The sequence below is a fragment of the Mycolicibacterium helvum genome (genome assembly GCF_010731895.1).
Taxonomy (GTDB): domain Bacteria; phylum Actinomycetota; class Actinomycetes; order Mycobacteriales; family Mycobacteriaceae; genus Mycobacterium; species Mycobacterium helvum.
Genome location: NZ_AP022596.1, coordinates 683,681 through 707,708, shown reverse-complemented (window position 1 = coordinate 707,708; position 24,028 = coordinate 683,681). Strand labels below are relative to the sequence as shown.

The 24,028-nt window shown below is 63.6% G+C and carries 20 protein-coding genes, 3 rRNA genes and 1 pseudogene; 19 read left to right on the top strand and 5 right to left on the bottom strand.

The features are described 5' to 3' along the window. The first annotated feature begins 56 nt into the window (after positions 1–56). The 10 genes from G6N38_RS03250 to G6N38_RS03205 all read left to right on the top strand — a co-directional run bounded on the left by G6N38_RS03250 (position 57) and on the right by G6N38_RS03205 (position 8,474). Positions 57–542 (top strand): ATP synthase subunit I, encoded by a 486-nt coding sequence (locus tag G6N38_RS03250; RefSeq protein ID WP_163746228.1) that lies wholly within the window; start codon positions 57–59, stop codon positions 540–542. Between the two features lie 7 nt (positions 543–549). Further along, positions 550–1,305 carry a F0F1 ATP synthase subunit A gene (gene atpB, locus G6N38_RS03245; protein ID WP_163746227.1) on the top strand — a complete coding sequence of 252 codons (756 nt, stop codon included), beginning with the start codon at positions 550–552 and terminating at the stop codon, positions 1,303–1,305. Between the two features lie 70 nt (positions 1,306–1,375). After that, positions 1,376–1,627, top strand: coding sequence for a F0F1 ATP synthase subunit C (locus tag G6N38_RS03240; RefSeq protein ID WP_005148260.1), 252 nt, complete (start codon positions 1,376–1,378; stop codon positions 1,625–1,627). A 5-nt stretch (positions 1,628–1,632) separates the two neighbouring features. Further along, positions 1,633–2,157 carry a F0F1 ATP synthase subunit B gene (locus G6N38_RS03235; protein ID WP_163746226.1) on the top strand — a complete coding sequence of 175 codons (525 nt, stop codon included), beginning with the start codon at positions 1,633–1,635 and terminating at the stop codon, positions 2,155–2,157. A 3-nt stretch (positions 2,158–2,160) separates the two neighbouring features. Then, the gene (locus G6N38_RS03230; RefSeq protein WP_163746225.1) at positions 2,161–3,492 is read left to right on the top strand and encodes a F0F1 ATP synthase subunit B/delta; all 1,332 of its coding nucleotides are present in this window, start codon (positions 2,161–2,163) and stop codon (positions 3,490–3,492) included. Positions 3,493–3,551: 59 nt separating this feature from the next. Beyond that, a complete protein-coding gene (gene atpA, locus G6N38_RS03225) occupies positions 3,552–5,198 on the top strand; it encodes a F0F1 ATP synthase subunit alpha (RefSeq protein WP_163746224.1) in 1,647 nt (548 codons plus the stop codon). Between the two features lie 7 nt (positions 5,199–5,205). Next, positions 5,206–6,129, top strand: a complete 924-nt coding sequence (locus tag G6N38_RS03220; RefSeq protein WP_163746223.1) for a F0F1 ATP synthase subunit gamma — start codon at positions 5,206–5,208, stop codon at positions 6,127–6,129. Between the two features lie 25 nt (positions 6,130–6,154). Then, entirely contained in the window at positions 6,155–7,582 is a 1,428-nt protein-coding gene (gene atpD, locus G6N38_RS03215) for a F0F1 ATP synthase subunit beta (RefSeq protein WP_108056938.1), read from the top strand. 65 nt (positions 7,583–7,647) lie between these two features. Continuing rightward, positions 7,648–8,013, top strand: coding sequence for a F0F1 ATP synthase subunit epsilon (locus G6N38_RS03210; protein ID WP_163746222.1), 366 nt, complete (start codon positions 7,648–7,650; stop codon positions 8,011–8,013). Between the two features lie 17 nt (positions 8,014–8,030). Beyond that, positions 8,031–8,474, top strand: coding sequence for a DUF2550 domain-containing protein (locus tag G6N38_RS03205; RefSeq protein WP_163746221.1), 444 nt, complete (start codon positions 8,031–8,033; stop codon positions 8,472–8,474). A gap of 1 nt (position 8,475) precedes the next feature. Here the strand turns inward: G6N38_RS03205 and G6N38_RS03200 are convergent, their stop codons facing one another. Next, a complete protein-coding gene (locus G6N38_RS03200) occupies positions 8,476–9,084 on the bottom strand; it encodes a cob(I)yrinic acid a,c-diamide adenosyltransferase (RefSeq protein ID WP_163746220.1) in 609 nt (202 codons plus the stop codon). Between the two features lie 61 nt (positions 9,085–9,145). Here G6N38_RS03200 and murA point away from each other — a divergent pair, with 61 nt between their 5' ends. The 4 genes from murA (at position 9,146) to rrf (ending at position 15,958) form a co-directional block, all read left to right on the top strand. Then, positions 9,146–10,396: a UDP-N-acetylglucosamine 1-carboxyvinyltransferase gene (gene murA / locus G6N38_RS03195; RefSeq protein WP_163746219.1), complete on the top strand. Its 1,251-nt coding sequence runs from the start codon at positions 9,146–9,148 to the stop codon at positions 10,394–10,396. 296 nt (positions 10,397–10,692) lie between these two features. Continuing rightward, positions 10,693–12,211: ribosomal RNA gene (locus G6N38_RS03190) — 16S ribosomal RNA — on the top strand. A 382-nt stretch (positions 12,212–12,593) separates the two neighbouring features. Next, positions 12,594–15,710: ribosomal RNA gene (locus G6N38_RS03185) — 23S ribosomal RNA — on the top strand. A gap of 134 nt (positions 15,711–15,844) precedes the next feature. Continuing rightward, positions 15,845–15,958 (top strand): 5S ribosomal RNA (gene rrf / locus G6N38_RS03180). Together the 16S, 23S and 5S rRNA genes form the textbook arrangement of a ribosomal RNA operon. A gap of 60 nt (positions 15,959–16,018) precedes the next feature. On the opposite strand, the pseudogene G6N38_RS03175 reads toward rrf, so the two are convergent. The 3 genes and pseudogenes from G6N38_RS03175 to G6N38_RS03165 all read right to left on the bottom strand — a co-directional run bounded on the left by G6N38_RS03175 (position 16,019) and on the right by G6N38_RS03165 (position 19,905). After that, positions 16,019–16,515 (bottom strand): annotated as a pseudogene (locus G6N38_RS03175) (methylated-DNA--[protein]-cysteine S-methyltransferase). A 5-nt stretch (positions 16,516–16,520) separates the two neighbouring features. Then, entirely contained in the window at positions 16,521–18,011 is a 1,491-nt protein-coding gene (locus G6N38_RS03170; RefSeq protein WP_163746218.1) for a DNA-3-methyladenine glycosylase 2 family protein, read from the bottom strand. 289 nt (positions 18,012–18,300) lie between these two features. Beyond that, positions 18,301–19,905 (bottom strand): adenylate/guanylate cyclase domain-containing protein, encoded by a 1,605-nt coding sequence (locus tag G6N38_RS03165; protein ID WP_163746217.1) that lies wholly within the window; start codon positions 19,903–19,905, stop codon positions 18,301–18,303. A gap of 49 nt (positions 19,906–19,954) precedes the next feature. On the opposite strand from G6N38_RS03165, the gene nucS reads away from it, so the two are divergent. Beyond that, the gene (nucS, locus tag G6N38_RS03160) at positions 19,955–20,629 is read left to right on the top strand and encodes an endonuclease NucS (RefSeq protein ID WP_163746216.1); all 675 of its coding nucleotides are present in this window, start codon (positions 19,955–19,957) and stop codon (positions 20,627–20,629) included. After that, on the top strand, positions 20,629–20,925 hold the full coding sequence (locus G6N38_RS03155) for an Rv1322 family protein (protein WP_163746215.1): 297 nt from the start codon (positions 20,629–20,631) through the stop codon (positions 20,923–20,925). The genes nucS and G6N38_RS03155 overlap by 1 nt, the downstream gene beginning before the upstream one ends. A 4-nt stretch (positions 20,926–20,929) precedes the next feature. Here the strand turns inward: G6N38_RS03155 and mce are convergent, their stop codons facing one another. Further along, the gene (mce, locus tag G6N38_RS03150) at positions 20,930–21,400 is read right to left on the bottom strand and encodes a methylmalonyl-CoA epimerase (RefSeq protein ID WP_108058393.1); all 471 of its coding nucleotides are present in this window, start codon (positions 21,398–21,400) and stop codon (positions 20,930–20,932) included. A gap of 93 nt (positions 21,401–21,493) precedes the next feature. On the opposite strand from mce, the gene G6N38_RS03145 reads away from it, so the two are divergent. From G6N38_RS03145 to G6N38_RS03135, 3 genes are all read left to right on the top strand, one after another. Further along, positions 21,494–22,672, top strand: coding sequence for an acetyl-CoA C-acetyltransferase (locus tag G6N38_RS03145; RefSeq protein ID WP_163746214.1), 1,179 nt, complete (start codon positions 21,494–21,496; stop codon positions 22,670–22,672). Between the two features lie 68 nt (positions 22,673–22,740). Next, positions 22,741–23,115, top strand: a complete 375-nt coding sequence (locus tag G6N38_RS03140; RefSeq protein ID WP_163746213.1) for a DUF3817 domain-containing protein — start codon at positions 22,741–22,743, stop codon at positions 23,113–23,115. Positions 23,116–23,128: 13 nt separating this feature from the next. After that, positions 23,129–24,025, top strand: coding sequence for a tetratricopeptide repeat protein (locus G6N38_RS03135; RefSeq protein WP_163746212.1), 897 nt, complete (start codon positions 23,129–23,131; stop codon positions 24,023–24,025). The last annotated feature ends 3 nt before the right edge of the window (positions 24,026–24,028 follow it).

The following is a 24,028-nucleotide window of genomic DNA, read 5'->3' as shown; positions in this document are numbered from 1 at the left end:
CCAGCACGCAGAAATCGCTCGACCGGCTCTCGCGAACGCAAGATTGAGGTGAACCTGTGACGACACCAGCGCAAGATGCGCCGTTGGTGTTTCCGTCCGTTGCCTTCCGGCCCGTTCGGCTGCTCGCGATCTGTGCCGCGCTGACGGCGCTCGTGATCATTGTGGCCGCGACGGTCGGCCCCTACTTGATGTTCGGCGTCTTCTTCGGCATCGGCTTAGCGCTGGGTCTGCTCAATGCGGTGCTCGTGCAGCGGTCGGTGGAGTCGATCACCGCCGGCGATCACCCCCTCAAGCGCAAGATGGCCCTGAACTCCGCCACCCGGCTGCTGGTGATTACGGTGGTCGGGCTGACCATCGCGATTCTTTTCCGCCCGCTCGGGCTCGGCGTGCTTTTCGGCTTGGCGTTGTTCCAAGTTCTGCTGGTTTTGAGCACGGCGTTGCCGGTGTGGAAGAAGATTCGCACCGGAGACGAACACGACGCGTCTGACATCACGACACCTCCCGGGGCTGCTGGCTCCGCAGACGAAGCACCGAAGGATTGAACGCACGATGAGTGAACGAATCCTCGCCGAGGCCGCCATCGAGGTCGGCCATCACCCCACAGCCGAGTGGCTCGGGCTGACGGTGAACACCGACACGGTTTTGGCGACGGCGATTGCCGGTGCCATTGTCATCGCCCTGGCCTTCGTGCTGCGCGCCAAGGTGACGTCCACGGGTGTGCCCAGCGGTGTGCAGCTGCTCTGGGAGACCCTGACCACTCAGATGCGCGGCCAGATCGAGTCGGCGATCGGCATGAAGGTCGCTCCGTTCGTGCTACCGCTGGCCGTGACGCTGTTCATCTTCATCCTGATCGCCAACTGGATCTCGGTGCTGCCGGTGCAGTACGGTACCGCGGACGGCGCCACCCACGAGCTGTTGAAGCCGCCGGCCGCCGATATCAACTTCGTGCTGGCACTCGCGCTGTTCGTGTTCCTCTGCTACCACGCGGCAGGTATCTGGCGCCGCGGCATCCTGGGCCACCCGGTGAAGGTGCTGAAGGGCCACGTCGCGTTCCTCGCCCCGATCAACCTGGTCGAGGAGATCGCCAAGCCGATCTCGCTGTCGCTCCGACTTTTCGGCAACATCTTCGCCGGCGGCATCATGGTCGCGCTGATCGCGCTGTTCCCGCCGTACATCATGTGGGCGCCCAACGCGATCTGGAAGACGTTCGACTTGTTCGTCGGCCTGATCCAGGCGTTCATCTTCGCGCTGTTGACGATTCTCTACTTCAGCCAGTCCATGGAACTGGAAGAAGACCACCACTAAAAGACGTGTTCGACCCCCGAACCACCCACAGCCTGGTAGGAGTCCTACCAGCAATCAAGGAGGATAAGGAATGGCAGACCCCACCATCGTCGCCGGCGCCCTGATCGGCGGCGGGCTCATCCTGGGCGGCGGCGCCATCGGCGCCGGCATCGGTGACGGCATCGCCGGTAACGCCCTGATCTCGGGCATCGCCCGCCAGCCTGAGGCCCAAGGCCGGCTGTTCACACCGTTCTTCATCACCGTTGGTCTGGTGGAGGCGGCGTACTTCATCAACCTGGCGTTCATGGCCCTGTTCGTGTTCGCCACGCCTGGCGCTTCCTAGTACGCATGGGGGAGCACAGCGTCACCCTGTTGGCGGCCGGTCAAGAAGGAAGTGCTGGTGGCACCCAGAACTTCCTCGTCCCCAACGGCACCTTCTTCTTCGTACTGGCCATCTTCTTGATCGTGCTGGGCGTGATCGGCAAGTTTGTCGTGCCGCCGATCCAGAAGGTGCTCGGTGAGCGCGAGAAGATGGTCGCCAAGACCACCGAGGACAACCGCAAGGCCAACGAGTTCGAGGCCGCAGCCGACTCCGATTACCGCAAGGAGATGGCCACGGCCCGCGGTGCGGCGTCGGGCATCCGTGACGAGGCCAGGGCAGAGGGTCGCAAGATCCTCGATGAGCACAAGGGCCGCGCCAGCGAGGAAGCAGCGGCAACGCTGCAGCAGGCGGCCAACGAGCTCAAGTTGCAGAGCGATGCCATCTCGACCGAATTGAGGTCGTCGGTGGACGCGCTGTCTGCGACGCTTGCCAGCCGGGTCCTGGGTGTTGAGGTCACCAGCGAGTCGGCGACAACGGCGCCGGGACGGTAGGACATGTCAACCTTCATCGGACAGCTCATCGGCTTTCTGGTCATCGTGGCGATCATCTGGCGGTACGTGGTGCCGCCGGTGAAACGCATGATGGCCAATCAGAAGGACACGGTGCGTACGCAGCTCGACGACAGCGCCAAGGCCGCAACGCGGCTTGCTGACGCCGATAAGCATCACGCCGCGCGGGTCGGCGAAGCCAAGGCCGAGGCCAAGCACATCGTCGAAGAGGCCCGCGTCGATGCCGAGCGCATCGTCGAGCAGCTTCGCGCGCAGGCCGATGTCGAGGTGGAGCGGATCAAAGTTCAAGGCGGGCAACAGGTTCACTTGTTGCGCGCCCAGCTGATCCGCCAACTTCGCCAGGACCTCGGCAGCGAGTCGGTGCGGCGCGCGGGCGAGTTGGTGCGTGCACACGTCGCCGACGCACAGGCTCAGTCGGCCACGGTCGACCGGTTCCTGGACGAACTGGATGCGATGGCGCCTGCGGCGTTCGCCCCCGAAACGGGTTCGGATCTGCGCTCGGCCAGCCGCGAGGCGCAGGCAGCGGTCGTCGAGAAGTTCGACGCGCTGTCGGCGGGGTTGTCTGCCGATGACCTGTCCACGCTGGCCGATGACCTTGCGTCGGTGGCCGGACTGTTGGTCGGTGAACCGATCCTGGCTCGCCACCTTGCCGAGTCCTCCGGTGACGGCGAGGCCAAAAAGCAACTGGTGCACCGGCTGCTGGACGGCAAAATCGGGGCCAACGCCCTGGATGTTCTCGAGACCGCCGTTTCGGTGCGCTGGTCGCACACGGGGGATCTGGTGGACGTCATCGAACACGTCGCCCGGCTTGCCCTGCTGGTTCGCGCCGAGCGTGACAACCAGGCTGACGAGGTCGAAGAGCAGCTCTTCCGCTTCACCCGCATTCTCGACCAACAGCCCCGGCTGAGCACCTTGCTCGGTGACTACACGACACCTGCCGATGGCCGGGTCGCGTTGCTGCGCAAGCTCCTTGGTGACGGAAGCGGCGCAAATGCGACCGCGACCGCGCTGCTGGTCCAGACGATCAGCCTGGTGCGTGGCGAGCGAGCCGACGAGGCCGTGCTGGCGCTGGCCCAGCTTGCGGTCGCCCGTCGTGGCGAGATCGTCGCTCACGTGAGTGCGGCTGCCGAGCTCAGCGCTGCGCAGCGCACTCGACTGACCCAGGTGCTGACCCGGATCTACAACCACCCTGTGTCGGTGCAGCTGAACGTTGATCCCTCTGTGCTGGGCGGCCTTTCGGTCGCCGTCGGCGACGAGGTGATCGACGGGACGTTGTCCTCACGGCTGGCCGCAGCCGTGACCCGGCTGCCCGATTAGCCGACCGACCAGCCCCACGAACCCCAAGACCCAAAACAAAGGCAGGAAGACGAAAAGCCATGGCAGAGTTGACAATCTCGGCTGACGACATCCAGGGCGCCGTCCAGGAGTACGTCTCGAGCTTCGAGGCGGATTCCGGGCGCGAGGAGATCGGCACCGTCATCGACGCCGGCGACGGCATCGCCCACGTCGAGGGTCTGCCCTCGGTGATGACCCAGGAGCTGCTGGAGTTCCCCGGTGGCGTGCTCGGTGTCGCGCTCAACCTCGATGAGCACAGCGTCGGCGCGGTCATCCTGGGTGAGTTCGAGAAGATCGCCGAGGGCCAGCAGGTGAAGCGCACCAATGAGGTGCTCTCGGTGCCGGTCGGCGACGCCTTCCTGGGCCGCGTCATTAACCCGCTCGGCCAGCCGATCGACGGTCAGGGTGATATCGAGGCCGAGGGCCGCCGCGAACTCGAACTGCAGGCCCCTTCGGTGGTGCAGCGCCAGGGTGTCGGTGAGCCGCTGCAGACCGGTATCAAGGCCATCGACGCGATGACCCCGATTGGCCGCGGTCAGCGTCAGCTGATCATTGGTGACCGCAAGACGGGCAAGACCGCCGTGTGCGTCGACACCATCCTCAACCAGCGCGAAGCCTGGGAGACCGGCGATCCCAACCAGCAGGTGCGCTGTGTCTACGTTGCGATCGGCCAGAAGGGCACCACGATCGCTTCGGTGAAGCGGGCCCTCGAAGAGGGTGGTGCGATGGAGTACACCACCATCGTCGCCGCTCCGGCTTCCGACGCCGCCGGCTTCAAATGGCTTGCGCCCTACACCGGTTCGGCCATCGGCCAGCACTGGATGTACAACGGCAAGCACGTGCTGATCGTGTTCGACGATCTTTCGAAGCAGGCCGACGCCTACCGTGCGATCTCGCTGCTGCTGCGTCGCCCGCCGGGTCGTGAGGCCTTCCCCGGTGACGTCTTCTACCTGCACTCTCGTCTGCTGGAGCGCTGCGCGAAGCTGTCCGACGAGCTCGGGGGCGGTTCGATGACGGGGCTGCCGATCATCGAGACCAAGGCCAACGACATCTCGGCGTTCATCCCGACCAACGTCATCTCGATCACCGACGGTCAGTGCTTCCTGGAGTCTGATCTGTTCAACCAGGGTGTGCGCCCGGCCGTGAACGTCGGTGTGTCGGTGTCCCGCGTCGGCGGTGCCGCTCAGATCAAGGCCATGAAAGAGGTGGCGGGCTCGCTGCGTCTGGACCTGTCGCAGTACCGCGAGCTGGAGGCCTTCGCGGCCTTCGCCTCGGACCTGGACGCCGCCTCGAAGGCTCAGCTGGACCGCGGTGTGCGCCTGGTCGAGCTGCTCAAGCAGGCCCAGTACAGCCCGATGGCGGTCGAGGATCAGGTTGTCGCGATCTTCCTCGGCACCCAGGGGCACCTGGATTCGGTTCCTGCCGAGGATGTCTCGCGCTTCGAGTCCGAGTTCCTGGAGCATGTGAAGGCCAGCCACGGCGACATCCTGACCGGCATCAAGGAGTCCAAGAAGCTCTCCGAAGAAGCCGAACAGAAGCTGGTTTCGGTCATCAACGACTTCAAGAAGGGCTTCGCCGCAACCGACGGCAGCTCGGTGGTCGTTGGCGAGGAGGCCGAGGCATTGGACCCCGAGGACCTGGAGAAGGAATCGGTCAAGGTCCGTAAGCCGGCTCCGAAGAAGAACTAGGTAACCAATGGCAGCCACACTTCGCGAGCTACGCGGACGTATCAAATCCGCTTCGTCGATCAAGAAGATCACGAAGGCACAGGAGCTGATCGCCACGTCGCGGATCGCCAAGGCGCAGGCCCGGGTCAATGCGGCCCGGCCCTATGCCACCGAGATCACCAATATGCTCACCGAACTCGCGGGCGCCAGCGCGCTGGATCACCCGCTGCTTGTCGCGCGGGAGAACCCCAAGCGGGCCGGTGTGCTGGTGGTGTCCTCAGACCGTGGTCTGTGCGGCGGCTACAACGCAAACGTGCTGCGCCGCGCCGAGGAGCTGTTCTCGCTGCTGCGGGATGAGGGCAAGAATCCGGTGCTCTACGTCGTCGGGCGGAAAGCGTTGGGTTACTACAGCTTCAGGCAACGCACTGTCACCGAGTCGTGGACCGGCTTCTCCGAGCGGCCCAGTTATGACGACGCGAAGGCGATCGCCGACACTCTGGTGGGCGCGTTCATGTCCGGCGTCGACGATGTCGGCGACGACGCGGGCGCCGACGGCATCCTCGGTGTCGACGAACTGCACATCGTCTCGACGGAGTTCAAGTCGATGCTGTCGCAGTCGGCCGCGGCACTGCGGATCGCACCGATGGTCGTCGAGTACGTCGGCGAAGCGGAATCCGGTCCGCACACGCTCTTCTCGTTCGAGCCCAATGCCGAGGAGCTGTTCGACTCACTGCTGCCGCGCTACATCGCGACCCGCGTGTACGCGGCGCTGCTCGAGGCGGCGGCGTCGGAGTCGGCGTCTCGGCGTCGCGCCATGAAGTCGGCGACCGACAACGCCGACGATTTGATCAAGGCGCTCACGCTGGCGGCGAACCGCGAGCGTCAGGCGCAGATCACCCAGGAAATCAGCGAAATCGTCGGCGGCGCCAACGCGCTCGCCGACGCGAAATAGTCCACGTAGGGGAAGCGAAGAGGAAATGACTGCTACCGCAGAGAAGACCGCCGGACGCGTCGTCCGCATCACCGGACCCGTGGTGGACGTGGAGTTCCCGCGTGGTTCGGTACCTGACCTGTTCAACGCGCTGCACGCCGACATCGCCTTCGGTGCGCTCGCCAAGACCCTGACCCTGGAAGTTGCTCAGCACTTGGGTGACAACCTGGTCCGCTGCATCTCCATGCAGCCCACCGACGGACTCGTCCGTGGTGTCGAGGTCAGCGACACTGGCGCCTCCATCTCGGTGCCGGTCGGCGACGGCGTGAAGGGTCACGTCTTCAACGCACTTGGTGACTGCCTCGACGAGCCGGGCTACGGCAAGGACTTCGAGCACTGGTCGATCCACCGCAAGCCACCGGCCTTCGCGGACCTGGAACCTCGCACCGAGATGCTCGAGACCGGCCTGAAGGTCGTCGACCTGCTGACCCCGTACGTGCGTGGCGGCAAGATCGCCCTGTTCGGTGGTGCCGGCGTGGGCAAGACCGTGCTCATCCAGGAGATGATCAACCGCATCGCCCGTAACTTCGGTGGCACCTCGGTGTTCGCCGGCGTGGGGGAGCGCACCCGTGAGGGCAACGACCTCTGGGTCGAGCTCGCGGACGCCAACGTGCTCAAGGACACCGCATTGGTGTTCGGTCAGATGGACGAGCCGCCGGGCACGCGTATGCGCGTCGCCCTGTCGGCGTTGACCATGGCGGAGTACTTCCGCGATGAGCAGGGCCAGGACGTGCTGCTGTTCATCGACAACATCTTCCGGTTCACCCAGGCCGGTTCCGAGGTCTCGACCCTGCTCGGTCGTATGCCTTCGGCCGTGGGTTACCAGCCGACGCTGGCCGACGAGATGGGTGAGCTCCAGGAGCGCATCACCTCGACCCGTGGTCGCTCGATCACCTCGATGCAGGCCGTGTACGTGCCCGCCGACGACTACACCGATCCGGCCCCGGCCACCACGTTCGCCCACCTGGACGCCACCACCGAGCTCTCGCGTGCGGTGTTCTCCAAGGGCATCTTCCCCGCGGTGGATCCGCTGGCCTCGTCCTCGACGATCCTGCACCCGAGCGTCGTTGGCGACGAGCATTACCGCGTTGCCCAGGAAGTCATCCGGATCCTGCAGCGCTACAAGGACCTTCAGGACATCATCGCGATCCTCGGTATCGACGAGCTCTCCGAAGAGGACAAGGTCCTGGTGTACCGGGCTCGTAAGATCGAGCGCTTCCTGAGCCAGAACATGATGGCTGCCGAGCAGTTCACCGGTCAGCCCGGCTCGACCGTGCCGCTCAAGGAAACCGTCGAGGCGTTCGACAAGCTGGCCAAGGGCGAGTTCGACCACCTGCCTGAGCAGGCGTTCTTCCTGATCGGCGGCCTGGACGACCTGGCGAAGAAGGCCGAAAGCCTCGGCGCCAAGCTGTGATGAGCGCTTGCGCGAAGAACGTCGGGCTTGAGCTTCTGAGCTCTGTATGCGAAAGGTGATGTGAGATGGCCGAATTGGACGTCGAGATCGTCGCCGTCGAGCGCAAGATCTGGTCGGGCAAGGCGACCTTCGTCTTCACCCGCACCACGTCGGGTGAGATCGGTATTCTGCCTCGCCACATTCCGCTCGTCGCACAGCTGGTCGAGGACGCGATGGTGCGTGTCGAGCGGGAGGGCGAGGACGATCTGCGCATCGCGGTCGACGGCGGCTACCTGTCGGTGACCGAGGAGAGCGTGACGATCCTCGCGGAGTCCGCCGAGTTCGAGTCCGAGATCGACGCGGAGTCGGCCAAGGCCGACGCGGCTTCCGACGATCCACAGACCGCTGCCCGGGGTAGGGCGCGTCTGCGCGCCCTAGGCCAGCTCGACTAGCCGCGGGTCAGCGACCGATGAGCGCGCCGATGTTCTTCATGGCCGCGCTGGTCGGTGTGCTGTTGCTGGCCGTGGGTGCGCTGAGTTACCGATTGTGGAAGCTGCGCCAGGGCGGCACTGCCGCGATCCTGCGTGACATCCCGGCGGTCGGCGGCCATGGTTGGCGGCACGGAGTCATCCGCTACCGCGGCGACGAGGCCCGGTATTACCGGCTGTCGAGTCTTCGGTGGTGGCCGGATCGCCGGCTGAGCCGCCGCGGCCTGGAGGTCATTTCCCGACGGGCGCCTCGCGGTGACGAGTTCGACATCATGAGTGACGCGATCGTGGTGCTCGAACTGCACGACACCACCGTGGACCGCTGGCGCGGATACGAGATGGCGCTGGACCGCGGGGCGTTGACGGCGTTCCTGTCTTGGGTCGAGTCCAGTCCGTCGCCGCGGGCTCGCCGCCGTACGGCGTGAACTACTTCTTCTCCGGCCCGCCGGATTCCGCTCCGCCGGGCTGCCACAGCACGTCGCCGTCGGGATTGGCCACCCGCGACAGGATGAACAACAGGTCCGAGAGTCGGTTGAGGTAGCGCGCCGGCAGTGCGCTGACGGTATCGGGGTAGGCCTTCACCGCGATCCACGCCGACCGCTCGGCGCGCCGGGTCACGGTTCGCGCAACATGTAGAAGGGCCGACAGCGCGGTGCCGCCCGGCAGAATGAACGAGGTCAGCGCCGGCAGCGCTTCGTTGTAGTGGTCGCACCACGTCTCCAGCCGCTCGACATAGGGCGGGGTGATTCGCAGGGATTGCGGGTTCACCGTCGCCGACTGTTCGGCTCCGGTGACCGGGGTGGACAGATCCGCACCCGCGTCGAACAGGTCGTTCTGGATTTGCAGCAGCACCTTGCGCAGGTCGACGCCGGGTTCGCCCAGGGCAATAGCCACTCCGATGGCGGCGTTGGCCTCGTCGCAGTCGGCGTAGGCGATCAGGCGCGGGTCATTCTTCTCGACCCGTGAGAAATCACTCAGTCCCGATGTGCCGTCGTCGCCGGTCCGGGTATAGATGCGGGTCAAGTGCACTGCCATAGCTGAACGGTACCGGCCGAGTGCGCAGGTAGTTGGCGCTGCCTCCACTAAACTGACGGCCGTGGGTGAGCGTTTCGTGGTGACCGGTGGCAACCGGTTGGCAGGCGAAGTGGCTGTTGGGGGCGCCAAGAACAGCGTCTTGAAACTGATGGCCGCCAGTCTGCTGGCCGAGGGCACCACAACGATCACTAATTGCCCGGACATTCTCGATGTGCCGCTGATGGCCGAGGTCCTGCGTGGCCTCGGCGCCAACGTTGAACTCGACGGTCCGACGGTGCGGATCACGTCGCCCGAGGAGCCCAAATACGAGGCTGACTTCGCCGCGGTGCGCCAGTTCCGGGCCTCGGTGTGTGTGCTGGGACCGCTGGTCGGCCGGTGCAAGCGGGCCCGTGTCGCGCTTCCCGGTGGTGACGCGATCGGATCGCGGCCGCTCGACATGCATCAGGCCGGTCTGCGGCAGCTTGGTGCGGACTGCAATATCGAGCACGGTTGCGTGGTCGCCACCGCCGAGAAGCTGCACGGTGCGGAGATCCAACTCGAGTTCCCGTCGGTGGGAGCGACCGAGAACATCCTGATGGCGGCCGTGCTCGCCGACGGTGTCACCACGATTCGAAACGCGGCCCGTGAACCCGACGTCGTCGACCTGTGCGAGATGCTCAATCAGATGGGCGCCGAGATCGAAGGTGCTGGAACGCCAACGCTGACTATCACCGGTGTTCCGAAGCTACATCCGACCGAGCATCGGGTGATCGGCGACCGGATTGTCGCCGCGACGTGGGGGATCGCCGCCGCGATGACCCGCGGGGACATCTCGGTCACCGGCGTCGATCCCGCTCATCTGCAGTTGGTGTTGCACAAACTGCACGACGCCGGGGCCACCGTCACCCAACACGACAACGGGTTTCGGGTGGTCCAGTACGAGCGTCCGAAGGCCGGCAATGTGGCGACGCTGCCGTTCCCGGGCTTCCCGACCGACCTCCAGCCGATGGCAATCGCGCTGGCGTCGATCGCCGATGGAACATCGATGATCACCGAGAACGTGTTCGAGGCGAGATTCCGGTTCGTCGAGGAGATGATCCGCCTCGGCGCCGACGCCAGGACCGACGGCCACCACGCGGTGGTGCGGGGGATCCCGCAGCTGTCCAGTGCGCCGGTGTGGTGTTCGGACATCCGGGCCGGTGCCGGCCTGGTGCTTGCCGGGCTGGTCGCTGACGGAGAAACCGAAGTTCACGACGTGTTTCACATCGACCGGGGATACCCACTGTTCGTGGAGAATCTGGTCCGACTTGGAGCTGAGATAGAACGCGTGTAGTGTTAGCGCTCGGCCACCGCGCCGGACCCGGAGACGGGAAGGCAGCGGGAGTTGACGCCGACAAGAAATTGAAGTAAGCTGGCAGGGTTGCCTGCTGGCGGGTGTCAGCTCGGGTGTGTTGTTTGAGAACTCAATAGTGTGTTTGGTGGTTTTTTTAGTTTGTTGTTGTTTTTTGCCGCATTCTGATACCCCCGTGTTGGGGTGTGGCTTTTTTTTGATGCCAGTTTGTTTGGTGTCTTTTGTTTGGTTTCAGGCTTGTTCTGATTCGAATTCTTTCGGGTTTGTCCCGGGGTTTTTGTTTGGAGAGTTTGATTCTGGCTCAGGACGAACGCTGGCGGCGTGCTTAACACATGCAAGTCGAACGGAAAGGCCCTTCGGGGTACTCGAGTGGCGAACGGGTGAGTAACACGTGGGTGATCTGCCCTGCACTTTGGGATAAGCCTGGGAAACTGGGTCTAATACCGAATATGATCATGGCCTTCATGGGTTGTGGTGGAAAGCTTTTGCGGTGTGGGATGGGCCCGCGGCCTATCAGCTTGTTGGTGGGGTAATGGCCTACCAAGGCGACGACGGGTAGCCGGCCTGAGAGGGTGACCGGCCACACTGGGACTGAGATACGGCCCAGACTCCTACGGGAGGCAGCAGTGGGGAATATTGCACAATGGGCGCAAGCCTGATGCAGCGACGCCGCGTGAGGGATGACGGCCTTCGGGTTGTAAACCTCTTTCAGCAGGGACGAAGCGCAAGTGACGGTACCTGTAGAAGAAGGACCGGCCAACTACGTGCCAGCAGCCGCGGTAATACGTAGGGTCCGAGCGTTGTCCGGAATTACTGGGCGTAAAGAGCTCGTAGGTGGTTTGTCGCGTTGTTCGTGAAAACTCACAGCTTAACTGTGGGCGTGCGGGCGATACGGGCAGACTTGAGTACTGCAGGGGAGACTGGAATTCCTGGTGTAGCGGTGGAATGCGCAGATATCAGGAGGAACACCGGTGGCGAAGGCGGGTCTCTGGGCAGTAACTGACGCTGAGGAGCGAAAGCGTGGGGAGCGAACAGGATTAGATACCCTGGTAGTCCACGCCGTAAACGGTGGGTACTAGGTGTGGGTTTCCTTCCTTGGGATCCGTGCCGTAGCTAACGCATTAAGTACCCCGCCTGGGGAGTACGGCCGCAAGGCTAAAACTCAAAGAAATTGACGGGGGCCCGCACAAGCGGCGGAGCATGTGGATTAATTCGATGCAACGCGAAGAACCTTACCTGGGTTTGACATGCACAGGACGCCGGCAGAGATGTCGGTTCCCTTGTGGCCTGTGTGCAGGTGGTGCATGGCTGTCGTCAGCTCGTGTCGTGAGATGTTGGGTTAAGTCCCGCAACGAGCGCAACCCTTATCTTATGTTGCCAGCGCGTAATGGCGGGGACTCGTGAGAGACTGCCGGGGTCAACTCGGAGGAAGGTGGGGATGACGTCAAGTCATCATGCCCCTTATGTCCAGGGCTTCACACATGCTACAATGGCCGGTACAAAGGGCTGCGATGCCGTGAGGTGGAGCGAATCCTTTCAAAGCCGGTCTCAGTTCGGATCGGGTCTGCAACTCGACCCCGTGAAGTCGGAGTCGCTAGTAATCGCAGATCAGCAACGCTGCGGTGAATACGTTCCCGGGCCTTGTACACACCGCCCGTCACGTCATGAAAGTCGGTAACACCCGAAGCCGGTGGCCTAACCCCTTGTGGGAGGGAGCCGTCGAAGGTGGGATCGGCGATTGGGACGAAGTCGTAACAAGGTAGCCGTACCGGAAGGTGCGGCTGGATCACCTCCTTTCTAAGGAGCACCACGAGACTTGGACCCGCCCACATCGTGTGGGGGTTCGGTGATTCAAGCGATTCGTTGGATGGGCTCGTATCTGTAGTGGATCGGGTTCTGGTGCACGACAGACTGTTGTTCGGCGGGGATGCCGGCGGCGAAAATTCATCAGACACACTATTGGGCTTTGAGACAACAAGCCCGTGCCCGGTTGTCCGGGTGGCGTCACCGTTGGGTGGTGTCGGCATGTTGTTGCCTCACTTTGGTGGTGGGGTGTGGTGTTTGATTTGTGGATAGTGGTTGCGAGCATCTAGCACGCAAATGGTGCGTCGGTCCTCTGACGAGGTTCGGCGTGGTTTGTGTGTTGATGTGCAATTTCTTTTCGAATTGGTTTTTTGTGTTGTAAGTGTTTAAGAGCGCATGGTGGATGCCTTGGCACTGGGAGCCGATGAAGGACGTGGGAGGCTGCGTTATGCCTCGGGGAGCTGTCAACCGAGCGTGGATCCGAGGATGTCCGAATGGGGAAACCCGGCACGAGTGATGTCGTGTCACCCATACCTGAATACATAGGGTATGGGGGAACGCGGGGAAGTGAAACATCTCAGTACCCGTAGGAAGAGAAAACAAGTAAGTGATTCCGTGAGTAGTGGCGAGCGAAAGCGGAGGATGGCTAAACCGTATGCATGTGATACCCGGCAGGGGTTGTGTGTGCGGTGTTGTGGGGCCTGTCTTCTCAGATCTGCCGGTCTGGGCTGCAGTGAGAAAAGAATGTGTTAACCGAAGTGGCCTGGGATGGTCTGCCGTAGTGGGTGAGAGCCCCGTAGGTGAAAACATGTTCTCTGTGGTGATGGGTACCCGAGTAGCAGCGAGCCCGTGGAATTTGCTGTGAATCTGCCGGGACCACCCGGTAAGCCTGAATACTTCCCAGTGACCGATAGCGGATTAGTACCGTGAGGGAATGGTGAAAAGTACCCCGGGAGGGGAGTGAAATAGTACCTGAAACCGTGCGCTTACAATCCGTCAGAGCCCTCGTTTACGTGGGGTGATGGCGTGCCTTTTGAAGAATGAGCCTGCGAGTCAGGGACATGTCGCGAGGTTAACCCGTGTGGGGTAGCCGTAGCGAAAGCGAGTCTGAATAGGGCGTATCCAATCCGTAGGGGTTGGTGTAGTGGTGTGTTCTGGACCCGAAGCGGAGTGATCTACCCATGGCCAGGGTGAAGCGCGGGTAAGACCGCGTGGAGGCCCGAACCCACTTAGGTTGAAGACTGAGGGGATGAGTTGTGGGTAGGGGTGAAAGGCCAATCAAACTCCGTGATAGCTGGTTCTCCCCGAAATGCATTTAGGTGCAGCGTTGCGTGTTTCTTGCCGGAGGTAGAGCTACTGGATGGCCGATGGGCCCCACAGGGTTACTGACGTCAGCCAAACTCCGAATGCCGGTAAGTGAGAGCGCAGCAGTGAGACGGCGGGGGATAAGCTCCGTACGTCGAGAGGGAAACAGCCCAGATCGCCGGCTAAGGCCCCTAAGCGTGTGCTAAGTGGAAAAGGATGTGCAGTCGCAGAGACAACCAGGAGGTTGGCTTAGAAGCAGCCACCCTTGAAAGAGTGCGTAATAGCTCACTGGTCAAGTGATTGTGCGCCGATAATGTAGCGGGGCTCAAGCACACCGCCGAAGCCGCGGCATTCAACGTGAGTTGGATGGGTAGGGGAGCGTCCTGCACACCGGTGAAGCAGCCTGGTAATGGAGCTGTGGAGGGTGTGGGAGTGAGAATGCAGGCATGAGTAGCGATAAGGCAAGTGAGAACCTTGCCCGCCGAAAGACCAAGGGTTCCTGGGGCAGGCCAGTCCGCCCAGGGTGAGTCGGGACCTAAGGCGAGGCCGACAGGCGTAGTCGATGGACAACGGGTTGATATTCCCGTACCCGTGTATGAGCGTCCCTGATGAATCCATTCTGCTAACCGCCCAAAAGGTGGTCCACCAATCCCTTCGGGGAGCGGGGACTGCTGGCTGCGCGGGACCCGGGTGGGTAGTAGTCAAGCGATGGGGTGACGCAGGTAGGTAGCCGTACCAGTCAGTGGTAATACTGGGGCAAGCCGGTAGGGAGTTGGATAGGCAAATCCGTCCAACACATATCCTGAGAGGTGATGCATAGCCGAGTGAGGCGAATTCGGTGATCCTTTGCTGCCAAGAAAAGCCTCTAGCGAGCACACACACGGCCCGTACCCCAAACCAACACAGGTGGTCAGGTAGAGAATACCAAGGCGTACGAGTGAACTATGGTTAAGGAACTCGGCAAAATACCCCCGTAACTTCGGGAGAAGGGGGACCTCCTACTGTCATCACCCTTGCGGTGGGCAGCGGTGGGGGGTGGCACAAACCAGTGAGAAGCGACTGTTTACTAAAAACACAGGTCCGTGCGAAGTCGCAAGACGATGTATACGGACTGACGCCTGCCCGGTGCTGGAAGGTTAAGAGGACCCGTTAACCCTTTGGGGTGAAGCGGAGAATTTAAGCCCCAGTAAACGGCGGTGGTAACTATAACCATCCTAAGGTAGCGAAATTCCTTGTCGGGTAAGTTCCGACCTGCACGAATGGCGTAACGACTTCTCAACTGTCTCAACCATAGACTCGGCGAAATTGCACTACGAGTAAAGATGCTCGTTACGCGCGGCAGGACGAAAAGACCCGGACCTTCACTATAGCTTGGTATTGGCGTTCGGTTCGGTTTGTGTAGGATAGGTGGGAGACTGTGAAACTCACACGCCAGTGTGGGTGGAGTCATTGTTGAAATACCACTCTGATCGTATTGGACTTCTAACCTCGGACCGTATATCCGGTCCAGGGACAGTGCCTGGTGGGTAGTTTAACTGGGGCGGTTGCCTCCTAAAATGTAACGGAGGCGCCCAAAGGTTCCCTCAACCTGGACGGCAATCAGGTGTTGAGTGCAAGTGCACAAGGGAGCTTGACTGCGAGACGGACATGTCAAGCAGGGACGAAAGTCGGGACTAGTGATCCGGCACCCCCGAGTGGAAGGGGTGTCGCTCAACGGATAAAAGGTACCCCGGGGATAACAGGCTGATCTTCCCCAAGAGTCCATATCGACGGGATGGTTTGGCACCTCGATGTCGGCTCGTCGCATCCTGGGGCTGGAGCAGGTCCCAAGGGTTGGGCTGTTCGCCCATTAAAGCGGCACGCGAGCTGGGTTTAGAACGTCGTGAGACAGTTCGGTCTCTATCCGCCGCGCGCGTCAGAAACTTGAGGAAACCTGTCCCTAGTACGAGAGGACCGGGACGGACGAACCTCTGGTCTACCAGTTGTCCCACCAGGGGCACCGCTGGATAGCCACGTTCGGACAGGATAACCGCTGAAAGCATCTAAGCGGGAAACCTTCTCCAAGACCAGGTTTCTCACCCTTTTAGAGGGATAAGGCCCCCCGCAGACCACGGGATCGATAGACCAGACCTGCACGCACCGCAAGGTGTTCAGGGAACTGGCACTAACCGGCCGAAAACTTACAACAACCAAAACAAAACACCCTTTTGATTCGGTAAAAGTAAGACACGCACATCTGCCCGCAACCACACCACACCAATCACAACACCGCACCCCACCACCAAAACACCAGATTCACACTCAACAACGAGTGAATAGAGTTACGGCGGCCATAGCGGCAGGGAAACGCCCGGACCCATCCCGAACCCGGAAGCTAAGCCTGCCAGCGCCGATGATACTACCCAACACGGGTGGAAAAGTAGGACACCGCCGAACACAATTTAAGTCCTGGGCCCCCAATTTCGATTGGGGGCCCAGGCATTTTTGCATGCGTGCCTAATCGAACAGCGAAAGATCGGCCGGCATTCGGCTCTTTTCCAGCGCCAAAAGCGCACGCTTTCGATCAATTCCCCGCCATATCCGGTCAATCCACCGGTTGAACCGATAACGCGATGGCAGGGAACAATAATGCTGATCGGATTTCGGCCATTGGCCAATCCCACCGCTCGTGAAGCGCCCGGTGAGCCGATTTGCATGGCGATTTCGCCATAGGACCGCGTCTCCCCATACGGAATGGTGCACAGCGCTGTCCACACCTTCCTCTGGAATTCCGTCCCGGCAAGATTCAGGTCGAGGTTGAATTCGGTGAGCTCACCCGCGAAATAAGCGGCCAGCTGCTCGACCGCCTCGGCGAATACCTCGCCCTCGGCCGGCTGCCAGTCGGATCGATTCGGCTCGTGGGTCTGGTCCACCATCCGCAGATGCATCAACGTCGATCCGGTGCCCGCCAGGGTGAGCGGCCCGACCGGGCTGTCGATCGTTCGGTAGTACATCGTCGTCACATCGTCTCCTTCGGTGGCCACTGATTCACAGAATGGTCGAGAGTCGTCCAAAGGTGTTGCACCGCGTACGACCGCCACGGTCGCCAGCGTGCACCACGGGCGGTCAGTGTCCGCACGTCGGTGGCCAGGCCGAGTTGTTCGGCCGCCAGCCGCACCCCGAGGTCGCTGGCAGGGAAGGCATCGGGATCACCCAGCCCCCGCATGGCCACGATCTCCGCGGTCCATGGCCCGATGCCGGGCAGTGCCAACAGCTGTTGGCGCGCTTGCTCCCAGTCGCAGCCAGGATTCACGGTGAGCTCGCCGGTGGCCAGTGCTCCGATCAGGCCGGTCAGCGACCGCCGACGAGCGGCTGGCATCGCCAGATGAGCCGGATCGATCTCGGCCAGCTGCACGACGCTGGGGAATGTATGGGTCAGCCCGCCGTACGGATCGGTCACCGGACTGCCGTACGCGTTGACCAGGCGGGCCGCATGGGTACGCGCTGCCTTGGTCGAAACCTGCTGCCCGAGGACGGCTCGCACGGTCAGCTCCTCTTCGTCGACGGTTCGCGGGATCCGCTGCCCTGGCGCCTTGGCCACCAGGTCCCGCAGGTCGGCGTCGACACCCAGCACGTCGATGACGGCCTCGGGGTCAGCGTCGAGGTCCAACAGCCGCCGGCACCGGGCGATCGCCGTCGAGAGATCGCGGACCTGCTCGAGCACCAGCTGGCACCGGACGTGGTCGGGCTGCGGTGTCAGGCTGACCACCCCATAACCTGAGGGCAGGCGCAGCGTCCGGCGATAGGCGCCGTCGCGCACCTCTTCGCAGCCCGGCACCGCGCCGGCCGCCAGATGGCCGAACACACCCTCGTAGGCAAATGGCGTCCGTACCGGCAGCCGGAGCGTCAACGCCTGCCCGCCCGGCGCACTGCCGCACCGATCGCGGTGGATGGTCTTGTGCCGCAGCGCCGTCGGTGTCATATCGCACGCCGCTCGGAGGGTGTCGTTGAACTGCCGGATGCTGGCGAAGCCCGCCGCGAACGCGATATCGCTGAACGGCATGTCGGTGGTCTCGATGAGTACCCGTGCCGTCTGCACCCGCTGGGCACGGGCCAGTGCCAGCGGACCCGCACCGACCTCGGCCTGCAGCACGCGTTCGAGCTGACGGGTTGTGTATCCCACCTGGGCGGCCAATCCGGTGACGCCTTCCCGGTCCACCGTGCCGTCGGCGATCAGTCGCATCGCCCGGGCCACAGCGTCGCCGCGAACGTTCCACTCCGGCGATCCCGGGGATGCGTCGGGGCGGCATCGCTTGCAGGCCCGGAAACCGGCCCGCTGGGCGGCGGCCGAGCTGGGATAAAAGCACACGTTGCGGGCCAGCGGTAGGCGCACCGGGCAGCTGGGCCGGCAGTAGATACCGGTGGTCTTGACCGCGGTGACGAACCAACCGTCGAACCTGGAGTCCCTGGACTGCACGGCCCGGTAGCAGTGGTCGAAATCGTCGTGCATATCTGGAACTTTTACACGCCAGCAGCGACATCACTAGCGGAAAATCGACATCGTGGTCGGGCCGTTGCTCGTGGATCGCGGGCGGGAACCTCGGATCAGCACACCAACCGCCCATCCGGCAGTGGTACGCGGCTGAATACCTCTACCGCACTGGCTAAGTCGAATGCGATGACATCGTCGAACGCCACGACAGCTCACCGTATGCACCCGCCTCGACGCTTCCGCCGAGGCGGCCATATCCACCATGATCGCCGGACTCTGGCCAGAAGCTGTCGCCCGGTGGCCTGATTCAGACGGGTACCGCCAGCCGGGTCGGCTGGTCGTGGCCGCGCAAGGTCACCGTGTCACCGAACACCCAACGGGCTCGTTCCTTCTCGCTGGCGTTCTCGACCGCCGCGGCCGACGCCAGCACGCGGCTGTCCGCGTTCTTGGCCAGTTCCGACAGGCGTGCGGCCTCGTTGACCGGTCCGCCGATCACGGTGTACTCGAATCGTTCGTTGGCGCCCACGTTGCCGGCGACCACTTGCCCGGCTGTGACCCCGATACCCGCGGGGCATTCGGGTACCTCCCGCTTGAGTCGTTGCATGATCGTGCGGGCCGCGGCCAGTGCGTCGTCCTCCGGGTTCTCCAACGTGACGGGGGCACCGAAGATCGCCAGCGTCGCGTCACCCTCGAACTTGTTGACTATTCCGCGATGGCGGTCGACCTCCTCGACGACGACCGCGAAGAACCGGTTGAGCAGTTCGACGACCTCGATCGGTGGCAGCGTGCTGACCAATCGGGTGGACTGGACGATATCGACGAAAAGCACTGCCACATGGCGCTCTTCTCCGCCCAGCGTGGGCCGCTGCAATTCGGCCGCCGCCGCGACTTCGCGCCCGACGTGGCGGCCGAACAGATCGCGCACCCGCTCCCGTTCCCGAAGCCCGTTCACCATGGAGTTGAAACCGCGTTGCAGCTCACCGAGTTCGGTGCCGTCGAAGACGACAAGGTTGGCGCTCAGGTCCCCGCCCTCGACGCGCCTGAGGGCCGAGCGCACCACCCGCACTGGAGTTGCGGTGAGCCAGGCCAGAATCCACATCAGCAGGAAGCCGGACACCAGCGCCGCCAGCGAGATGATGATGATCGCGACTTCCAACTGCGTCCTGGTCAGATTCTTCAGCAGTAGTGAAAGCAGTGCGGTCAGCCCGATTCCGATCATCGGCGCCCCGGAGACCAGCATCCACACCGTCATCGTGCGGCCCATGATCCCGGGCGCTAGGCGGTGCGGGGGCGGCCCCGCGGCCAGTGCCTGGGCCGCCACGGGGCGCAGGGCGAACTCGGTGAACATGTAGGCGCCGGTCGACACCAGGATGCCGCAGAAGGCCACCGCGAGGGCGATCCGGGGAATGAAGGCGGGGTCGTAGAGCCCGTAGAGGACGGTGAACGCGGCGGTGCCGACCGCCCACAGAGCCAGCTGCGCCATGGCGACCCGCCACGGGGTGAAGAACGCATTGCGCTGGTCGACCCGTGTCGGTGTACGTCCCTCGACGGCCCAGCGAAGGTCGTTGACCGTGCGGGTGGTGATCCACCAGCTGCCGAACACCAGCGCGAAGGCGGCATAGGCGGGGGCCACCGCGTAGGTGAGCCACGGCGGCACGTCGTGGAACACGCTGGGCACCGGGAATGCCACCGTCACGAACAGCGCCGCCACCAGGATCCCGATGACGTTCACCGCCAGCAATGAGACAGTGACCAGCGTCTGGATCCGGACCCGCCGACGGGCCGGGCTTTCATCGACCTTGCCCAGCAGCAGTGAGCCGTAGGCCGGGGTGCCGACCAGCCGACCGCTCTGCCGGGTGACTCGCTCCAGAACCCGGCCCAACCGCTGGGCAACGCTGGGGTGGGAACTCATGGTGGCGTCAGCCTAATTCGTCGCGGGCCGCAGACCCTAAGCTTGTGCGGTGCGCCTCGTGATCGCTCAATGCACCGTCGACTACGTCGGTCGGCTCACCGCTCATCTGCCCTCGGCTCGCCGGCTGCTGCTGATCAAGGCTGACGGTTCGGTCAGCGTGCACGCCGACGACCGTGCCTACAAGCCGCTGAACTGGATGAGTCCGCCGTGCTGGCTCACCGAGGAGGCGCCCGACGATTCTTTGCCGGTATGGGTGGTGGAGAACAAAACCGGTGAGCAGCTGCGTATCACCATCGAGGGCATCGAGCACGACTCCAGCCACGAGCTCGGGATCGATCCCGGCTTGGTGAAGGATGGTGTCGAAGCCCATCTGCAGAAGCTGCTGGCCGAGCACATCGAACTGTTGGGCGACGGCTATACGCTGGTCCGCCGCGAGTTCATGACTGCGATCGGTCCGGTGGACATCTTGTGCCGTGACGACCAGGGCCGCACGGTGGCAGTAGAGATCAAGCGCCGCGGTGAGATCGACGGTGTCGAGCAACTGACGCGCTACCTCGAACTGCTCAACCGCGACAGTCTGCTGGCTCCCGTCAGCGGCGTGTTCGCTGCCCAGCAGATCAAGCCGCAGGCGCGCACGCTGGCCACTGATCGCGGGATACGTTGTGTCACTCTCGATTACGACGTTATGCGCGGGATGGACAGCGACGAGTTCCGGCTCTTCTGATGCCACGGCGCCGACCGAGCCGTCGGAAGGGGAGCGGTTTGCCGCCGCTGCCCGGCCAGCGCCGAGTCGAGTTGGGTACCGACGGCTTCGGCTACGAGGTACGGCCGATCCCGGGGGCGCGTGCCGTCAAGAACTATCGGTGCCCCGGATGTGATCACGAAATCCGCTCGGGCACAGCACACGTAGTGGTGTGGCCGGTCGATCAGGGTGCGGCTGGGCTGGAGGACCGGCGGCATTGGCACACCGCGTGCTGGGCCAACAGGGCTTCGCGCGGACCGACCCGAAAGTGGTCGTAACCGGCTAGTGGGAAGCGGCCGGCTCGACGAGTTCCACCAGGACGCCACCGGCATCCTTGGGGTGGATGAAGTTGATCCGCGAGTTGGCCGTTCCGCGTCGCGGTGCGTCGTAGATCAACCGGACACCTTGGCCACGCAACTGTTCCGAGATGGCGTCCAGATCGCTGACCCGGTAGGCCATCTGCTGGATGCCGGGGCCGCGCTTGTCGATGAACTTGGCGATTGTCGACGTCTCATCGAGCGGGGCCATCAGCTGGATCTGCGCACAGTCCGGTGCGGCGTTCTTCAGGGACAGCATCGCCTCGCGAATACCCTGGTCTTCGTTGATCTCCTCGTGCACCAGGATCATGCCGAGGTGCTCGTGATACCACTGGATCGCCGCATCGAGATCCGGCACCGCGATGCCGACGTGGTCGACAGCGGTGACGAGCGCACTGGCCAGGACGGGACGGGCGTCGACTTGCTCGGCGGTCATAACGCAAAGGTAACCTAATCAGATCGGGTTCAACTACTGGGGGATCCGTGAATAGCCGCATCGGAGCGGCTCAAAACGTTCAGGGAGGCAGGAATGACGACGTCGGTGATCGTTGCTGGGGCTCGCACTCCCATCGGCAAACTGATGGGTTCACTCAAGGATTTCTCGGGCAGCGACTTGGGCGCGATCGCCATCAAGGGTGCCCTGGAGAAGGCAAACGTCCCGGCGTCGCTGGTCGAGTACGTGATCATGGGCCAGGTGCTGACCGCCGGCGCCGGCCAGATGCCGGCCCGCCAGGCGTCCGTCGCCGCCGGAATCGGCTGGGACGTGCCTGCCCTGAGCATCAACAAGATGTGCCTGTCCGGCATCGACTCGATCGCGCTTGCTGATCAGCTCATTCGGGCCGGCGAGTTCGACGTCGTCGTCGCCGGCGGTCAGGAGTCGATGACCAAGGCACCGCACCTGCTGATCAACAGCCGCGAGGGCTACAAGTACGGCGACGTCACCGTGGTCGACTCGATGGCCTACGACGGCCTGCACGATGTCTTCACCGATCAGCCGATGGGCGCACTGACCGAGCAGCGCAACGACGCCGACAAGTTCACCCGCCTCGAGCAGGACGAATTCGCCGCCACCTCGCATCGGAAGGCCGCCGCGGCGTGGAAGGACGGGGCGTTCACCAACGAAGTGGTCCCGGTGTCGATTCCGCAGCGCAAGGGTGACCCGATCGAGTTCGCCGAGGATGAGGGCATCCGGGCCAACACCACGGCCGAATCGCTGTCCGGGCTCAAGCCGGCGTTCCGCAAGGACGGCACCATCACCGCCGGTTCGGCCTCGCAGATCTCCGATGGCGGTTGCGCTGTCGTGGTGATGAACAAGGCCAAGGCCCAAGAACTGGGCCTGACGTGGCTGTGCGAGATCGGTGCGCACGGCGTGGTCGCCGGCCCGGACTCCACGCTGCAGTCCCAGCCGGCCAATGCCATCAAAAAGGCCCTCGCTCGGGAAGGCATCACCGCCGACCAGCTGGATGTCATTGAGATCAACGAGGCGTTTTCCGCCGTCGCGTTGGCCTCGACCCGCGAGCTGGGCGTGGACGCCGACCGGGTCAACCGCCACGGTGGCGCCATTGCGGTCGGACACCCGATTGGTATGTCGGGCGCACGCATCACCCTGCACGCGGCGCTGGAGCTATCTCGGCGCGGCTCGGGCTATGCGGTGGCCGCGCTCTGCGGCGCCGGCGGCCAGGGCGATGCGCTGATCCTGCGCGCCTGACGAGGTAGCGGCGGCCGCAGCAACGACGCAGCGTAGTAGCTGGCGCGCGGCTGCGGCACAATGGCGGCATGGCGAGCACTTTTGATATCCGTAGCACGGCCGGCCGGTTCCGGCTGGTCGCGCTGGCCGAAGCGGTGAGTTGGGTTGGACTGCTGGTCGGGATGTACTTCAAGTACCTGGGCAGCCCACGCACCGAGATCGGGGTCAAGGTCTTCGGGATGGCGCACGGACTGGTGTTCATCGCATTCGTGATCGCTGCTCTCCTGGCCGGACTCGCCTACTCGTGGGGCGTGGGGACGTGGTTGCTGGCGTTGCTGGGGAGCATCGTGCCCCTGGGAAGTGTGATCTTCCTCATATGGGCTGATCGGACGGCGAAATTGGGTGGCGGGGCGGTTCCAGCGGCTTCTTCTCAACCGCGGGATTCGGCCCGAACGACGACGTGACAGACTTGGGTACGTGACGCGTCCACGCCCTTCGATCGGCCCCGCCATGGCTGGTGCCGTCGATCTATCCGGCCTCAAACAACGGGCTCAGCAGCCAGCATCCGGCGGTGCGACCGCCCCCAGCGGTGGCGTCGAGATCACCGAGGCGAACTTCGAAGCCGAGGTGCTGGTCCGCTCCGGGGAAGTGCCGGTTGTGGTGGTGCTGTGGTCGCCCCGCAGCGACACCTCGGTGCAGCTGGCCCAGGTATTGGGCGCGTTGGCTGCTGACGACAACGGCACGTGGTCGTTGGCCACGGTGAACGTCGACGTGGTTCCGCGCGTGGCCCAGATGTTCGGCATCGAGGCGGTTCCCACGGTGGTGGCCCTGGCCGGCGGACAGCCGCTGGCCAGCTTCCAAGGCCCGCAACCCCCCGAGCAGCTGCGTCGCTGGGTCGACTCACTGCTGTCGGCCACTGCCGGAAAGCTCCCCGGCTCAGCTGATTCCGAGGACGAGGCGGCCGTCGATCCGGCCTTGGCACAAGCCCGTGACCTTCTCGACGCCGGCGATTTCGCCGGCGCGGCGGCGGCGTATCAGGCCATCCTCGACGCCGACCCGGCGAATACCGAAGCCAAGGGCGCGTTGCGGCAGATGACCTTCCTCGAGCGCGCCACCGCCCACAGTACCGACGCGGTCGCCGAGTCCGATGCGGCGCCCGACGATATCGACGCCGCCTTCGCCGCAGCCGATGTGCAGATCCTCAATCAGGACGTCATCCCGGCCTTCGATCGGCTGATCGCCTTGGTGCGCAAGACTTCCGATGACGACCGCACCAAGGTCCGCACTCGGCTCATCGAGTTGTTCGAGTTGTTCGACCCAGCCGATCCCGACGTGATCACCGGCCGGCGTAATCTCGCCAACGCCCTGTATTGAGCT

Bases quoted from the DNA above. Each gene is read 5' to 3' on its own strand.
- atpB (WP_163746227.1), top strand. From the start codon at position 550: ATGAGTGAACGAATCCTCGCCGAGGCCGCCATCGAGGTCGGCCATCAC.
- G6N38_RS03240 (WP_005148260.1), top strand. From the start codon at position 1,376: ATGGCAGACCCCACCATCGTCGCCGGCGCCCTGATCGGCGGCGGGCTC.
- G6N38_RS03235 (WP_163746226.1), top strand. From the start codon at position 1,633: ATGGGGGAGCACAGCGTCACCCTGTTGGCGGCCGGTCAAGAAGGAAGT.
- G6N38_RS03230 (WP_163746225.1), top strand. From the start codon at position 2,161: ATGTCAACCTTCATCGGACAGCTCATCGGCTTTCTGGTCATCGTGGCG.
- atpA (WP_163746224.1), top strand. From the start codon at position 3,552: ATGGCAGAGTTGACAATCTCGGCTGACGACATCCAGGGCGCCGTCCAG.
- G6N38_RS03220 (WP_163746223.1), top strand. From the start codon at position 5,206: ATGGCAGCCACACTTCGCGAGCTACGCGGACGTATCAAATCCGCTTCG.
- atpD (WP_108056938.1), top strand. From the start codon at position 6,155: ATGACTGCTACCGCAGAGAAGACCGCCGGACGCGTCGTCCGCATCACC.
- G6N38_RS03210 (WP_163746222.1), top strand. From the start codon at position 7,648: ATGGCCGAATTGGACGTCGAGATCGTCGCCGTCGAGCGCAAGATCTGG.
- G6N38_RS03205 (WP_163746221.1), top strand. From the start codon at position 8,031: ATGAGCGCGCCGATGTTCTTCATGGCCGCGCTGGTCGGTGTGCTGTTG.
- G6N38_RS03200 (WP_163746220.1), bottom strand. From the start codon at position 9,084: ATGGCAGTGCACTTGACCCGCATCTATACCCGGACCGGCGACGACGGC.
- G6N38_RS03170 (WP_163746218.1), bottom strand. From the start codon at position 18,011: ATGCACGACGATTTCGACCACTGCTACCGGGCCGTGCAGTCCAGGGAC.
- G6N38_RS03165 (WP_163746217.1), bottom strand. From the start codon at position 19,905: ATGAGTTCCCACCCCAGCGTTGCCCAGCGGTTGGGCCGGGTTCTGGAG.
- G6N38_RS03155 (WP_163746215.1), top strand. From the start codon at position 20,629: ATGCCACGGCGCCGACCGAGCCGTCGGAAGGGGAGCGGTTTGCCGCCG.
- mce (WP_108058393.1), bottom strand. From the start codon at position 21,400: ATGACCGCCGAGCAAGTCGACGCCCGTCCCGTCCTGGCCAGTGCGCTC.
- G6N38_RS03145 (WP_163746214.1), top strand. From the start codon at position 21,494: ATGACGACGTCGGTGATCGTTGCTGGGGCTCGCACTCCCATCGGCAAA.
- G6N38_RS03140 (WP_163746213.1), top strand. From the start codon at position 22,741: ATGGCGAGCACTTTTGATATCCGTAGCACGGCCGGCCGGTTCCGGCTG.